This is a genomic window from Thiohalorhabdus sp. Cl-TMA (assembly GCF_041821045.1).
Lineage (GTDB): Bacteria > Pseudomonadota > Gammaproteobacteria > Thiohalorhabdales > Thiohalorhabdaceae > Thiohalorhabdus > Thiohalorhabdus methylotropha.
Genome location: NZ_JBGUAW010000003.1, coordinates 80,488 through 93,843, shown reverse-complemented (window position 1 = coordinate 93,843; position 13,356 = coordinate 80,488). Strand labels below are relative to the sequence as shown.

Here is a 13,356-nt window from a genome sequence, read left to right as displayed (position 1 = left end):
CATGAATGTACAATCATTTTTATTGAACACCTCCAAGGCTCCCGGGATGGAACCCAACAAGACCCTCGAACAGGCCCTTGCCGCCCTGGAAAAAACCGCCGGTTTGGCGGCCGAGCATGAAGCCGGTGCTCCAGAGCCGGAGGTCCGGCTAGCGGGGACGGTCTATCGGGTGCGCCTGTCCGGGGAGCTTGCGCCGCGCAACCTGGAGAAGGTGGTTACGGAAAGCGCCCCCGAGGAGCTACTGGTGGCCGAGCGGGTCACCCCCAAGGCGGCGGAAATCCTCCGGGAGCGGGGGATTCACTTCCTGGATCAGGCCGGCAACGCATTCCTGCAAGGACCCGAGCTGTACGTGTTCGTCTCCGGGCAGGGTCGTCCGGCCAAGCGGAGCACCGGCCCGCAAATCCGCGCCTTCCGGCCCAAGGGCCTCCAGGTGGTGTTCGCCCTCCTATGCCGGGAGGGGCTGATCCATGCCTCCTATCGGGAGATCGCCGAATACGCCCAGGTGGCCCTCGGGACGGTCACGGGCGTGATTCAGGACCTGGATTCCCTCGGATATATCCGGGTAGGCAGGAGCGGCCGGCACTGGATCGACAGGCAAGGTCTTGCAGAGGACTGGGCCAAGGGATTCCAGCGGGAGCTACGGCCGCGCCTGAATCCGCGCCGGTACCGGGTGGAGGATCCGGAATGGTGGCAGGACCTCGATCCCAGGGAGTACGGCTTCAGGCTCGGCGGGGAAGCGGGCGCCGCCCGGTTGACGGGGTATCTGCGGCCTGAACGGGCGACCCTGTACGGGCAGGGGGATTTCAAAGCCCTGGCGCGCACTATCCGGCCGGTAAAAGACGAGGCCGGGAATCTGGAAGTACTGGACTCCTTCTGGGGTCCCCAAGCGTCGGAAGATTGGGGACCGGTGGTCCACCCCCTGTTGCTTTATGCCGAATTGGTGAACGACCCGGCTGACCGCTTGCAGGAAGTGGCCGCGCGAATCCGGGAGGGCTTCCTTGACTGAGCGCACGCTCCAACTGGACCCGGATTCCCGGCGCCTGTTGGAAACGATCGCCCGGGCGGCGGACGAGGCCGGTGTATCTTGGATGATCACGGGGGCCATGGCCCGCCATCTGGTCTTCGAGCGGCTCTATGGGCTGCGCCCGGGGCGCTTCACCCGGGATTGGGACATCGGCATCGAGGTGGCCAGCTGGGAGGGCTTCCAGTCGCTGGAGGCCATCCTGGTAGAGGGCTATGAATTCCAGGCCGACCGACATCAGCGCCAGCGCCTGACCGATCCTCACGGGTCAATCGTGGATCTCATCCCCTTTGGCGGGGTGGAATCCGAACCTGGGGTAATCCGGTGGGGCGAGGAACGCGCCGTCCGCCTCAACGTTTCCGGGTTCAGGGAAGCCTACAAGGCCAGTCTTGGTATAACCCTGGATACGGGACTCACGGCAAAGGTAGCCAGCCCGCCCGGACTGGCGATCCTGAAAGTGATCGCCTGGCAGGATCGGCATCGCCTGCATGACCGGGATGCCGAGGACCTGGCCTATCTCCTGGAAAACTATGCCCGCCTGGTCGCCGGCAACCTGCATGATGACTATCTGGATTGGATGGAGGAGGCCGATTACGACGAGGATGCCGTGGGGGCAAGGGTACTGGGCCACAAGGCGGCCACTGTGGCCGGGACAAGTCTGAGCGAGGAATTGCGGGGCGTGCTGGATGCCGGGCTCCGCCAAGGGGAGGATTCCCGGTTGGTCCGGGCCTTGGAGAAATACATGAAGGGAAAGGATACCGAGCGCGGTCGGGCACTCCTTCGGGCGTTCCGGACGGGTCTTGCGGACTGAACGCTCGGCGTGACAAAGGGCTGTCCCTCACCTTCGTCCTGAAATTTGGTGATCTCTACAGCCCCCTGCCCAGAAATCACCCCTTAAGACCACTCTCCGCCACCCCCCTTACAAACCACCGCTGAAACGCCAGAAACACCACAATCACCGGCACCACCATCATCACGCCGAAGGCCAGGATGTCCCCCCACTCCAGGGGCGGCAGGGTGCGGAAGGCGGCGATGGCCACGGGCAGGGGGCGGACGCGTTCGCCACTGGTCACCAGCAGCGGCCAGAGGTACTGGCCCCACTGGAACAGGAAGGTAAGGATGGCCACCGTCGCAAACGCCGGCTTGGCGTTGGGGACGATGATGCGGAAGTAGGTGCCGAGGACGCCGGCGCCGTCCATGCGCGCCGCCTCCTCCAGCTCCCGGGGCAGGCCCAGGAAGAAGACATAGAACAGGTAGACGAAGAAGGCGTTGGCGACGAAGGGCAGGATCTGCACCACGTAGGTGTCCCGCCAGCCGAGCAGGGTCACCTGGTAGAACAGCGGCACGGCGATGGCCTCCAGCGGCAGGATGAGCAGGGCCAGCACCGCCGCCAGGATCAGCCCCCGCCCCCGCCAGCGCAGCCGCGCCAGGGCGTAGCCGAGGAAGCCGTTCACCAGCAGGCCGCCGAGCATGATGGACCCGGTGATCAGCACCGAGTTGAACAGGAAGCGGGCGAAGTCCACCCGCGCGAAGACGTCGTGGTAGTTGGCCAGGGAGGGATCGGCCGGATAGAAGGCCACGGCGCTGCCCATGTCCGCCAGCACCCGGGCCTCGGGCTTGAGGCTGCCCACCACCATGAAGGCGATGGGCGCCGCGTACACCGCCGCCAGGCCCAGCAGCACGGCGTAGACCAACAGCGTCCGGATTCCCGCCCCCACCCGCCTCATTCGATCTCCCGCTCCTCGCGCACCAGCAGCCGCTGCACCACGGTCACCCCCAGCACCAACAGGAAGAACACCACGGTCATGGCGGCGCCCAGCGCCGCTCGCTGGCGCTCGAACACGGCGGTGACCGCCTCGTACATGACCGTGGTAGTGGCATCCAGCGGCCCGCCCTGGGTCATGATCTGCACCTGGTCGAACAGGCGGAAGGACAGGATGGCCGTGACCAGGCCGACGAAGATCAGCGGATTGCGCAGCTGCGGCAGCGTCACGTGCCAGAAGCGCCGTACCGGCCCGGCGCCGTCCATCCGGGCCGCCTCGTGCAGCTCCCGTGGCACGCCCTGCAGGGCCGCCAGCAGGATCACCATCTGGAAGCCCACCCCCTGCCAGATGGACAGCAGCATGATGGCCGGCAAGGCCCAGTACGGGTTGTGCAGGAAGTCCACCGGCTCCCAGTAGCCCAGGGTCAGGGCGTCCAGGGCGGCGTTCATGAGTCCGTCCGGGCCGGGAGCGTAGATCAGGATCCAGACCACCGCCACCAGAGCCATAGGGAAAACCACCGGCAGGAAGAACAGGGTCCGGAACACCACCATGCCGCGCAGGGGCCGGTCCAGCAGCAGGGCCAGACCCAGGGCGAGCGCCGTCTGCAGCGGCACCACCACCGCCGCGAACACGGCGTTGTTGCGCAGGGCGTGCAGGAAGGACGGATCGGTGAGGATGCGGCGGTACTGCGCCAGGCCTTGCCATTCCGTGGGCAGCGGCGAGCCCATGCGCAGGTCGGTGAAGGACATGCCCAGGGCCAGGGCGAAGGGCACGGCCACGAAGAGGGTCAGGCCGAGCAGGGCCGGAGCCGCCAGCAGCCAGGCGGCCGGGGCCTCGCGATTCAGGAGGGCTTTCCAGCGGCGACCCACGGGCATGGCGGACTCCACGGGCGGAGGGCGGTTCACCGACACTCGGCAGAGCCCGGGAGCGGCGGCATGCGGCCGTCCGTGGCTCTTCGGATATGTCGCGAACGGAGCTCACTCCCACATTGGTCCCTTTACCGCCTTCGGGACAATGGGGACAAAGGGAGCGGTCAGTCCTTTCGGTTCTCCCGCTCGACCTCGGGGAACCGGTAGCCCTCGTTGGCGCGCAGGTCTGCGTCGATCTCGGCGGCAGCCCGGTCGAGCACGGCGGGTACGGCCATGCCGTGGCGGATGTCGGCGAAGGCGTCCCGGAAGATGGCCGAGATGATCGGATAGGCCGGGGTCTTGGGCCGCGCCACCGCATGCGGGGAGCGGAGCTGCTTGGCGAACAGCCGCAGGGGGCGGCCCGGTCCGTAAAGCCTCGACCGGCGCAGGGCGGAACGGGTGCCCGGCACGGCGCCGTTGGCCCGGGTCATGGCCAGGACCTCCTCCGTGCGCAGCAGGAATGCCAGGAATTTCCCCGCCGCCTCGGGGTGGTCGCAGCCCCGCGTGATGCCCCAGTTCCAGGAGCCCTGGGCCGTGCGCATCCCCCGCCCGAAATCCGGCAGGGGCAGCACCAGCAGGTCCTCACCCACCGCCTCCTTGTAGCGCGGGTAGTTCCAGTGCCCACCCCAGGACAACGCCACCCTGCCGCCGGTGAAGGCTGCGTCGTCCAGATTGGGGTCCACCCGGCCCCGCTCGATCCATTCCTGGATCCGGCGCATGGCGAATACCGAGCGCGGCCCGTTCAGCACACCTTCGGCGTGGTCGTAGCCCGGCCGGGCGATGAGGCCGCCGCCCGCGGACCACAGCGCCGGCGCGAAAGCGTAGGGGAACCATTCCCCCTGGTAGTTGAGGTGCAGGTCCAGCACCGCGCCGTCGTGGTCCCTTTCCGCGAGGCGCGCCAGGAGCCGCCCGAATTCGCGGATGCCCCAGGCGTCGTCGGGTCCCTCCGGGATGCGCGCGTCCGCCGCCTCCAGCCGGCTGCGGCGGGCGTAGATTCCGAGTCCGGAATCGTAGGCGGCCACCGAGTAGAGGTTCCCCCGGAAGGTGCCCTGCTCGCGGACGGAGACGATCAGGTCCGCCTTCACGGACTCCGGCAGCCACGGGCCCACTGGGCGCAGGCTGCCCTGCCAGACGTACTGGTAGAGGTTGGGGCCGTCGAACTCCAGCAGATCCGGCAGCTCGCCGGCCAGGGCGGCCGCCTGTACCTGGGCGCTGTAGGCGCCCTCCGGGATGAGGGTCAGATCGATATGGATCTCGCCGGAATGACGATCATTGAAGCGAGCCACCTGCCCCCGGATGGTCTGTCGCTCCGCTTGTCGGCCGGCATGAACCCAGGCCTCCAGCCGCACGCCGGATTGCTCCGGGGCCTCGCCGGCGCATCCTGCCAGCAGCAGGCCAACCAGCAGCCAGCCTACCGGCCGCAGGCCGCGCGTCCGACCTCCCCGGATCGCGTCCAGGAGCTTTACGAAAAGGCCGCCCGAGGACCACGAAGCCGCGGGAGCGGACGCATTCCTCGATGATTGTTGGGAAAAATCCCGAACGGGCATACGGGTTGCTTTGGTGGGGGGTACATCCCCCACTTCAAACCAGAGGGTCTATTCATGACAAGCATGCACCGCACCGGAACCGCCCTGTTCCTGCTGCTGGCCGGCACCGGCTCCGCCCACGCCATTGCCGTTTCCCCCACCGATGACGCCTCCACACTGGTGAACAACATCATCGGACCGGGCATCACCCTGCAGGGCGCGCCCACCTACACGGACGGCGATGATGTCACCCAGTCCGGCACGTTCACCGACGGCAACAGCTCGGGGATCGGCATCGACCAGGGGGTGGTCATGACCACCGGGTCGGCCGCGGATGTCGATAATACCAACACCTCGGATGCCACCTCCACGGACACCAACGCCGCCGGCGACCCTGATCTGGACAACCTGGTGGCCCCGGAGGAGACCCAGGACGCCGCCGTCTTGGAATTCGACTTCACCACAGACAGCGGCAACTTGGCCTTCAACTACGTCTTCGCCTCCGAGGAGTACAACGAGTACGTCAACCAGGAATTCAACGACGTCTTTGGCTTTTTCCTGGACGGCCAGAACATCGCCCTGCTCCCCGGCACCAGCACCCCGGTGAGCATCAACAACGTCAACGGTGGGAATCCCCTGGGCACCAACGCCTCCAACGCCCAGCTCTACAACAACAACGACCTGGACGACGGCGGACCCAACTTCGATTTCGAGTATGACGGGTTCACCGACGTGCTCACGGCACAGGGGACAAACCTCGGCACCGGCACCCACAGCATCAAGCTGGCCATCGCTGACACCGCCGACGGGCTGTTTGATTCCGGAGTATTCATCGAGTCCGGCTCCTTTACCGGTGATCCGGGGCCCGGGCCCGAGCCCGTTCCCGCACCCGGAACCGCCCTACTGCTGGGCCTCGGCATGGCCGGCCTGGGCTGGGCCGGCCGCCGCAGCACCCGGACCGATTGAGGCCCGCGGCGCGGGGCGGCGGGACAGAAGCGATTCCTCAGGGCCGCAGGTCGCTCCCATGGACCGCGATACCCAGCGAGGCCCCCTGTGGGAGCGGCCTCCGGCCGCGGCTGCCATCAGCCCTCGCGCCTTAAGCGGGATTCGGGCCAATGCCGCTGCTTTTGTCGGGTCCGGGAGGCCCCTCCCACAGGGCTCCCTTGCCCACCGGACCCTTCCGTGGGAGCGGCCTCCGGCCGCGACGCCTTTCCCGGAACCGGGTGTTCGGACGGGCGGGCCCTTTTACAGCAGACCGGCCAGCAGGGAAGCGATGCCCAGGAAGGCGGCGAAGCCCACCACGTCGGTGACCGTGGTGAGTATGATGGTGGAGGACTGGGCCGGATCCTGCCCCAGTCGGGTCAGCAGCACCGGGATCAGGGCGCCCGCGAGCCCCGCCGCCACCATGGCGAGCACCATGGACAGGGCGATCACCAGGGCGAGCCCGCTAGAGCCGCTCCAGACCAGCACCCCGCCGGCGCAAGCGCCGGCGATGGCCAGGCCATTGAGGGCCCCCACCCGGACCTCCTTTAGCGCCACCCGCCAGCCGTGACGGGCCGTGATCTCCCGCAGGGCGAGGCCGCGCATGGTGATGGCCAGGGCCTGGGCCCCGGCATTGCCGGACTGGCCCGCCACCACCGGCAGCAGCACGGCCAGGGCCGTGAAGCGGGCGATGGTGCTCTCGAACAGTCCCACCACCGAGGCGGCGAGGAAGGCCGTCAGCAGGTTGATGAACAGCCAGGGAAGCCGGCGCGTTACCGAGAACCCTACCGTGGACAGCGCCCGCTCCTCGCGGCTGGCGCCCACCATGGCCGGCAGGTCGGCGCTCAGGTCCTCCTGGACCGCCGCCACCAGGGAGGACTGGTGGAGCACCCCCACCAGCCGCCCGGCGTAGTCCACCACCGGCACGCTGGTCACCTGATAGCGCTCCAGGTGGTCCACCAGCTCCTCCCGGGGATCGAACTCAGAGACCGCCGCATCGGCGGGACGGGCCAGAGCCCCCAGGGTTCGGTCCGGATCGGCCAGGGCGAGGTCGCGGATCGGGACCTGGCCCACGAGCCGTTCCTCCTCGTCCACCAGGTACACCACGGCCGCCCCGGAATCCCCGCGGCGGCGGATGCGCTGAAGGGCCTCCTGCACGGTATCGCCGGAGTGCAGCGGGGTAACGCGGGGGTCCATCCATTGCCCCGCCGTTTCCGGCGGGTAGGCCAGCAGGGTCCGTAGCTCTTTGGCCACTCCCGGGCTCAGCGCCTCCAGTAGCGCCTCCCGGGCCGGCTCCTCCATCCCCGCAAGCAGCCGGACCGCCCGGGCCGGCTCCATGGCCGCCAGGAGCCGCGTCCGGAGGCTGGATTCCTGGCGCTCCAGAAGCTCCGCACCGGTGTCCGGCGGCAGGTGGTCCCAGACCCGGGCCGCTGTTTCCACGTCGCCGCCGGCCAGGATGGCGGCGGCGGTCCCGGGCTCGAGCCCCGCTACGCGGGTGGCGGCCTCCCGCGGGTAGCCCGCCAGAAACCGCTGGTTCAGTGCCGCGACCGCGTTCTCAGCGCCCATTGGTCCGCCCCCTTCCGCCGTGATCCGATCCGGAGACCAGGATTTGCACCAGCACCCCCAGGGTCTGGAAGAAGGAAAGGGAAACCGCGCCCAGCACGGAGCCCCGCGGGCCCTGCGCGGTCTCGCTCCGGTCCTGGATGGCCAGGGACAGGGTGGCGGCGGTCACCGCGCCCATCAGGCGTCCCTGGCTGTCCACCACGGGCAGCTCGGCGAGCTCCTTCCAGGCCGGATGGCCGGGGAGCGCCGCCAGGCCGGTGGCGGAGGCCAGCACGGGGACACCACGCTCCGCCACGCGGCCCACGGGGGTTTCCCGCCCCGCCTGCATGAGCTTCGGCAATCGGGCCACCCCCAGCAGCCGGGAATCCCCGTCCACTACATAGATGCCGCACGGCCCTTTGTGGTCGGACTCCTGCACCCGGTGCAGCGCCTGGCCCACGGCCACATCCTCCCGCACCGTCAGAACCTCCGGATCCACCCAGGCGCCCACGGTGTCGCCGGGCTGATGGAGCAGGGTCGCCAGAGTCGTGCGCCGTCCGGGCCGTATGCGGGCCACCAGGGAGCGCTGCCGGTGCCAGGGCAGGCCACGGATCAGGGCCGCCGCGCGGCGCGCGGGCAGCACCTGGAGCAATTCCGCGGCCCGCTCCTCCCCGATCTCCCGCAGGCAGCGCGCCCCCGGGACCGGAGTCATGGCGCCCACCGCGGGGGCCAGGACCGCCGCGGGCAGCTCCTCCGCCAGCTCCGCCACCTCGCCTGGCGGAAGCCCTTCCAGCACCCCCGCCGCTTCCGCGGGATGGGACTCCAGGAAGATGCGCGCCAGCGCCGTTTCTTCAGCCATGGTCCGTCTCGGACCCCAAAAGGGTGACGGCTTCCTCGTGGAATGTGCGGGCCGGCAGGTGGACCCGCCCCTCCGGGCAGTCCAGCACCAGCCCGGTGGCGGTAAGCTCGAGCACCCGGCCCTCGTGACCGCCCATGCGCACCCGGTCGCCGATGCGGAGCCGTGCCTGGAGGTGGCGGGCGCCCACCAGGTTGCGGACCAGATCCACGGACCCCAGGCTCACCGCCAGGGCCAGACCACCGCCCACTGCCGCCGCCACCACGCCGGTAAGGATGACCAGGAAGGTGATCTCCACCCCGATCTGGTCGGCGCCCAGCACCAGCGCGGTAAGCAGGATCGCCCACTGCACCGCGCGGCCCATCAGCACCGACTGGGCGGGTCCGGCGGGCGCGGTGGCCACCACCAGGTCCCGTGACAGGGTGCTGATGAAGAATCCGGCCACCAGTATCAGGCCACCGGTGAGCAGGGTGGGCAGATAGGCCAGCAGACGGTTGAGCCAGATACCGAAGGTCTCCAGGGCCAGCACCTGGGTAGCGGCGGTGAGGAACACCAGGATCACCGCCCAGAACACCGCACCGCCCAGGACCTCGGCCCCGGAGACGGTCGGAGCGGGCTTGCCCCGCCGCCGCGACACCACCGCCATGGCCCGGTCCAGGGTCCGGGCCACGCGCACCGTGCCCGCCCGCAGCAGTCGGGCCACCAGCCATCCGGCAACCACCAGGAGCACGGCGCCCGCCAGCTCGGGAAGAAAGGCCAGGACGCTCTTCCAGGCGCCGGACATGGCCTGCAGGAGAACGTCCAGCCAGGGCTTGCCTTCGTTCACGGTGCCTCCGTCCGCTTCGGAAACGCGCTTTCCGTCATTCAACTGCAAAATTCGCCGGGTAGCGTTTTCCCGGCCCTTCAGGCGGATACCAGGAAAGGCCAGGACCGCCATGCCCTCTATACCCTTCCCGGACCCCACCGACGCGCAGCAGGATCAGGGCGCCCTTCTGGAGGATACGCTCCGTAACCGGCATGTCGCCATCCTATTGCAGCCCATCGTTTCCATCTGCGAGCAGGAGGTGTACGGATACGAGGCACTGGCACGCGGCCCCGAGGACACCATCCTGCACGCGCCCATGGCGCTGTTCGAGGCGGCGCGCCAGAACGGCCGCATGCTGGAGCTGGAGCTGCTCTGCCGGGAGCTGGCCATCGCCCAGTTCGGACGCCTGGGCCTTCCCGGTAAGCTGTTCCTCAATGTGAATCCGGAGGCCCTGCTGGAGCCGGGGTTCCGTGGCGGCCGCACCCGGGAGTTCCTGGAGCGGGCCGGCACCGACCCCGGCCAGGTGGTGATCGAGCTCACCGAGCACTACCCCATCCAGGACTTCGACCTGATGCGCGAGGCCGTAACCCACTACCGGGATATGGGCTTCGCCATCGCCATCGACGACCTGGGCTCCGGCTACGCGGGGCTCCGGCAGTGGTCGGAGCTGCGTCCCGACTACGTCAAGATCGACCGCCACTTCATCCAGGACCTGCCCTCCTACCCCGGAAAGCGGCAGTTCGTCCATTCCATCGGCGAGCTGGCCAAGTCCCTGGAATGCCGGGTCATCGCCGAGGGCGTGGAGACCCTGGAGGAGCTGGAGGTGGTGCGTCACCTGGGCGTCTCCTTCGGCCAGGGATACCACTTCGCCCGGCCCCATACCGCCCCGCCCCGGGCCATTCCCCGCGGCAGCTTCGGCAGCGAGTGCCAGTGCTCGCCGTTCTGGCACCTCACCGACTCCGTGGGCACCCTGCTCCAGGAGCGCCCGCCCCTGGACCCCCGGAGCGCGCTGGACCAGGTGGTGGACCTCTTCCACCACGCCCCGGACCTGGTGACCCTGCCGGTGGTGGACGGTCACGAGCCCCTCGGCATCGTCCGCCGCTACGAGCTCATGAACCTCTATACCAGCCGCTTCGGCCGCGAGCTCCACGGGCGCAAGCCCATCTCCGCCTTCATGCGCTCCGAGCCCCTCATCGTCAGCCGGGACACCCCGGTGGAGATGCTCAGCCGGCGCATCACCGAGGGCGATCAGGTCACCACCGTGGACGACGATTTCATCATCACCGACGAGGAGGGGCGCTATCTGGGCATGGGGACGGTGGTGGAGCTGCTCAAGAAGATCACCGAGCTGCAGATCCGCAACGCCCGGTACGCCAATCCCCTGACCCAGCTACCCGGCAACGTCCCCATCGACGAGCACATCGACCGCCTGCTGGCGGGCGGGGAGCAGTTCGTGGTGGCCTACTGCGACCTGGACAACTTCAAGCCTTTCAACGATACCTACGGGTACGCGCGCGGGGACGAAGTGCTGCGCTGGCTGGGAAGGCTGCTCGTCGAGCATACGGTGGAGGGCCGGGATTTCGTGGGCCACGTGGGCGGGGACGACTTCATCCTCATTCTGCGCAGCGGCGACTGGCAGGCGCAGTGCCGCACCCTGCTGAGCCGCTTCGAGGAAAACGCCCCGGCCTTCTACGACGAAGAGGCCCGGGAGCGCGGCGGCATCGCCGCCAAGGACCGGCGGGGACAGGACGTTTTCTACGGCTTCATCAGCCTGTCCATCGGCGCCGTTCCGGCCGGACCGGAACGCTTCCACTCCCACTACGAGGTGGCCTCCCTGACCACGGAGGTCAAGGCTCAGGCCAAGAAGAAGCCGGGGTGCTCCCTGTTCGTGGATAGACGCGGGACCCCCGGCGGGCCCGCCTAGGCGGGCCCGCCCGGAAGGACCCGGTCCGCAGCCCTAATCTTCCAGGGTAGGCGTACCGAGCGAATCCTGCTGGGCGGAGAAATAGCCGGCCAGGGCATCGATCTCCCGGTCCGAGAGACTCTTGGCCTGCTGATTCATGGTGGGGTTCACCCGCTTCTTCGACCGGTAGGCATGCAGGGCATGACTCAGGTAGCTCTCGTACTGCCCGGCCAGATTGGGGTACATGGGCACCGGACTCTTGCCGGTCTCCCCGTGGCAGGACTGGCACGGCGCGATGCCCTTGCTGGGGATGCCCTTCGTCACGATCTCCTTGGCCGTCTTGCCGGAATCCTTAGGCCCGGAGGCGTGCCCCTCCTCGGCCTGGGCGGCTCCGGTCCAGCCCGCGGCCAGGGTCAAGCTCACCAGTGTGATCCAAATGCGCTTCATGGTCTTCTCCACACGCGGAAATAGGTAACGGCTGGCCCCGTCGGAGCCCCTACGAGCCCTCTTGCGCGAAGAACGCGGCGATATCGCGGATGTCCTCGTCGGAGAGGGACTTCGCCTGGGACTGCATGGTCGGGTGGGCCCGCTTCCCGGAGCGATAGGCCTTCAGGGCCGAAACCAGGTACTGGTACTGCTGGCCACCGACCTTGGGCACGTTGTAGGTCGGGTAGGCGTTCGTATATTCCGGTACGCCGTGACAGCCCATGCACTGATAGGCCTTTTGCGCTCCCGCTTCGGGGTCACCCTTCGACTGAGCCATCGCCGGCCCTCCCGCTACGAGGAGCGCCGCCAGCCCCAGCCCAATGCCTGCATGCCTCATAGCTTCTCCTGTGCTATCCCCTGCTATCCTTCCGTTCGGCGGCGGCCCCATAATGGTCGCCCGGCCCGTGAACGGAATAGTATGAATAAAGTGCAAACCTATACCGGCTACAAAATTACCCTTATACATTTTTATTAGCAAACAACAAAGGGACAAGCTATTGCAATTGAACCAAGTGCGTAGATGTTTAATTAACAAAAGATAAGCATTTTTAAATTATTAAATTAATACTTATTGGTATAACGGTGGGGCCGCCCCCGGAACCCCGAAACTCCGGGACAGGTCCAAGATTTCGCATTTTCCCGGAGGTGTTTCCATGCCCCTCGAAGCCGACTCCGCGCCCGATTTCCAGAGCCCCTTGCAGCTGCTGCGCGCCTGCCATCAACGGATCGAGCGGTTCGCCGACCTGGCGGTGCGGATCGCCGAGCATCTCCCGGGTGACGACCCGCCCGCGGAGCCGGTGCGCCAGAGCGCCGGACAGGTGCTGCGATATTTCGACCAAGCGGCACCCCTGCACCATGCGGACGAGGAGGAGGACCTGCTTCCCCGGCTCCGGGGTCGGCTTGTCGCGGAGCCGGATCCCGATCTGAGCGCGCTTCTGGACGGCCTGAAGGCCGAGCACGCGGGGCTGGAGAACCATTGGGGGACGCTACGGCCGCTACTGGACGACCTTCGGGAGGGGGAGCCGGTGGAGGCGGCCCGCTACCGGGCGAGCGCCGAGGCGTTCCGGGACGCGCAGCTGGATCACCTCCAGCGCGAGAACGCCCACCTGCTGCCGGCGGCGGAGGCGACTCTCCGGGAGGAGGACATCCGGGATCTGGGCGCCGCCATGGCCCAACGCCGCGGCGTACGGCAAAATATATAGGCTGAGCAACGGGGAGCCGGCATGAGCGGAACCGACAAGCTGAACGCCTTTCTCGGCATGCTGGAGCAGGGCCAGGACGGTCCGCTGCTGCGGTACTCCATCGGTCTGGAGTACCTTAACGCCGACGATCCGCAGCGGGCGGCGGAGCATTTGGAAAAATGCCTGGAGCAGGATCCCGGTTATTCCGCCGCCTACAAGGCGCTGGCACAGGCCCAGGACGGCCTCGGTGCGGCGGCGGCCTGCCGGTCCACCCTGGAAAACGGCGTTGCCCATGCGGAGGAGCGCGGCGACATGCAGGCCAAGAAGGAGATGGAGGTCTTCCTGAAGCGCCTCGACAAGGGCAAGCCCCTGCGGAACCGATAG

At 68.0% G+C, this 13,356-nt stretch carries 14 protein-coding genes; 6 read left to right on the top strand and 8 right to left on the bottom strand.

Annotation, left to right across the window (positions count from 1 at the left end):
* Positions 1-46 precede the first annotated feature (46 nt).
* Complete coding sequence (locus ACERLL_RS04900; RefSeq protein WP_373654946.1) at positions 47-1,006, top strand: type IV toxin-antitoxin system AbiEi family antitoxin; 960 nt, start codon at positions 47-49, stop codon at positions 1,004-1,006.
* A complete protein-coding gene (locus ACERLL_RS04895; RefSeq protein WP_373654945.1) occupies positions 999-1,832 on the top strand; it encodes a nucleotidyl transferase AbiEii/AbiGii toxin family protein in 834 nt (277 codons plus the stop codon). Before ACERLL_RS04900 ends, ACERLL_RS04895 begins: the two co-directional genes overlap by 8 nt.
* Positions 1,833-1,908: 76 nt before the next feature.
* Here the strand turns inward: ACERLL_RS04895 and ACERLL_RS04890 are convergent, their stop codons facing one another.
* From ACERLL_RS04890 to ACERLL_RS04880, 3 genes are all read right to left on the bottom strand, one after another.
* On the bottom strand, positions 1,909-2,748 hold the full coding sequence (locus ACERLL_RS04890; protein ID WP_373654944.1) for a carbohydrate ABC transporter permease: 840 nt from the start codon (positions 2,746-2,748) through the stop codon (positions 1,909-1,911).
* On the bottom strand, positions 2,745-3,659 hold the full coding sequence (locus ACERLL_RS04885; protein WP_373654943.1) for a carbohydrate ABC transporter permease: 915 nt from the start codon (positions 3,657-3,659) through the stop codon (positions 2,745-2,747). Before ACERLL_RS04885 ends, ACERLL_RS04890 begins: the two co-directional genes overlap by 4 nt.
* A gap of 158 nt (positions 3,660-3,817) precedes the next feature.
* Complete coding sequence (locus ACERLL_RS04880) at positions 3,818-5,041, bottom strand: extracellular solute-binding protein (protein WP_373654942.1); 1,224 nt, start codon at positions 5,039-5,041, stop codon at positions 3,818-3,820.
* A 261-nt stretch (positions 5,042-5,302) separates the two neighbouring features.
* Between ACERLL_RS04880 and ACERLL_RS04875 the strand changes: the two genes are divergently transcribed.
* The gene (locus tag ACERLL_RS04875) at positions 5,303-6,184 is read left to right on the top strand and encodes a choice-of-anchor L domain-containing protein (RefSeq protein ID WP_373655192.1); all 882 of its coding nucleotides are present in this window, start codon (positions 5,303-5,305) and stop codon (positions 6,182-6,184) included.
* A 279-nt stretch (positions 6,185-6,463) separates the two neighbouring features.
* On the opposite strand, the gene ACERLL_RS04870 is transcribed toward ACERLL_RS04875, so the two are convergent.
* The 3 genes from ACERLL_RS04870 to ACERLL_RS04860 are packed head-to-tail and all read right to left on the bottom strand — an operon-like array spanning position 6,464 to position 9,423.
* Entirely contained in the window at positions 6,464-7,765 is a 1,302-nt protein-coding gene (locus ACERLL_RS04870) for a magnesium transporter (RefSeq protein WP_373654941.1), read from the bottom strand.
* Complete coding sequence (locus ACERLL_RS04865) at positions 7,755-8,600, bottom strand: magnesium transporter MgtE N-terminal domain-containing protein (RefSeq protein WP_373654940.1); 846 nt, start codon at positions 8,598-8,600, stop codon at positions 7,755-7,757. Before ACERLL_RS04865 ends, ACERLL_RS04870 begins: the two co-directional genes overlap by 11 nt.
* Positions 8,593-9,423, bottom strand: coding sequence for a mechanosensitive ion channel family protein (locus tag ACERLL_RS04860; RefSeq protein WP_373654939.1), 831 nt, complete (start codon positions 9,421-9,423; stop codon positions 8,593-8,595). Before ACERLL_RS04860 ends, ACERLL_RS04865 begins: the two co-directional genes overlap by 8 nt.
* 109 nt (positions 9,424-9,532) lie before the next feature.
* On the opposite strand from ACERLL_RS04860, the gene ACERLL_RS04855 reads away from it, so the two are divergent.
* A complete protein-coding gene (locus tag ACERLL_RS04855; RefSeq protein WP_373654938.1) occupies positions 9,533-11,326 on the top strand; it encodes a GGDEF domain-containing protein in 1,794 nt (597 codons plus the stop codon).
* A 33-nt stretch (positions 11,327-11,359) separates the two neighbouring features.
* On the opposite strand, the gene ACERLL_RS04850 is transcribed toward ACERLL_RS04855, so the two are convergent.
* Positions 11,360-11,752: a c-type cytochrome gene (locus ACERLL_RS04850; RefSeq protein ID WP_373654937.1), complete on the bottom strand. Its 393-nt coding sequence runs from the start codon at positions 11,750-11,752 to the stop codon at positions 11,360-11,362.
* Between the two features lie 49 nt (positions 11,753-11,801).
* Positions 11,802-12,068 carry a c-type cytochrome gene (locus ACERLL_RS04845; protein ID WP_373654936.1) on the bottom strand — a complete coding sequence of 89 codons (267 nt, stop codon included), beginning with the start codon at positions 12,066-12,068 and terminating at the stop codon, positions 11,802-11,804.
* A 376-nt stretch (positions 12,069-12,444) separates the two neighbouring features.
* On the opposite strand from ACERLL_RS04845, the gene ACERLL_RS04840 reads away from it, so the two are divergent.
* On the top strand, positions 12,445-12,993 hold the full coding sequence (locus ACERLL_RS04840) for a hemerythrin domain-containing protein (protein WP_373654935.1): 549 nt from the start codon (positions 12,445-12,447) through the stop codon (positions 12,991-12,993).
* 21 nt (positions 12,994-13,014) lie between these two features.
* Positions 13,015-13,356 (top strand): tetratricopeptide repeat protein, encoded by a 342-nt coding sequence (locus ACERLL_RS04835; RefSeq protein ID WP_373654934.1) that lies wholly within the window; start codon positions 13,015-13,017, stop codon positions 13,354-13,356.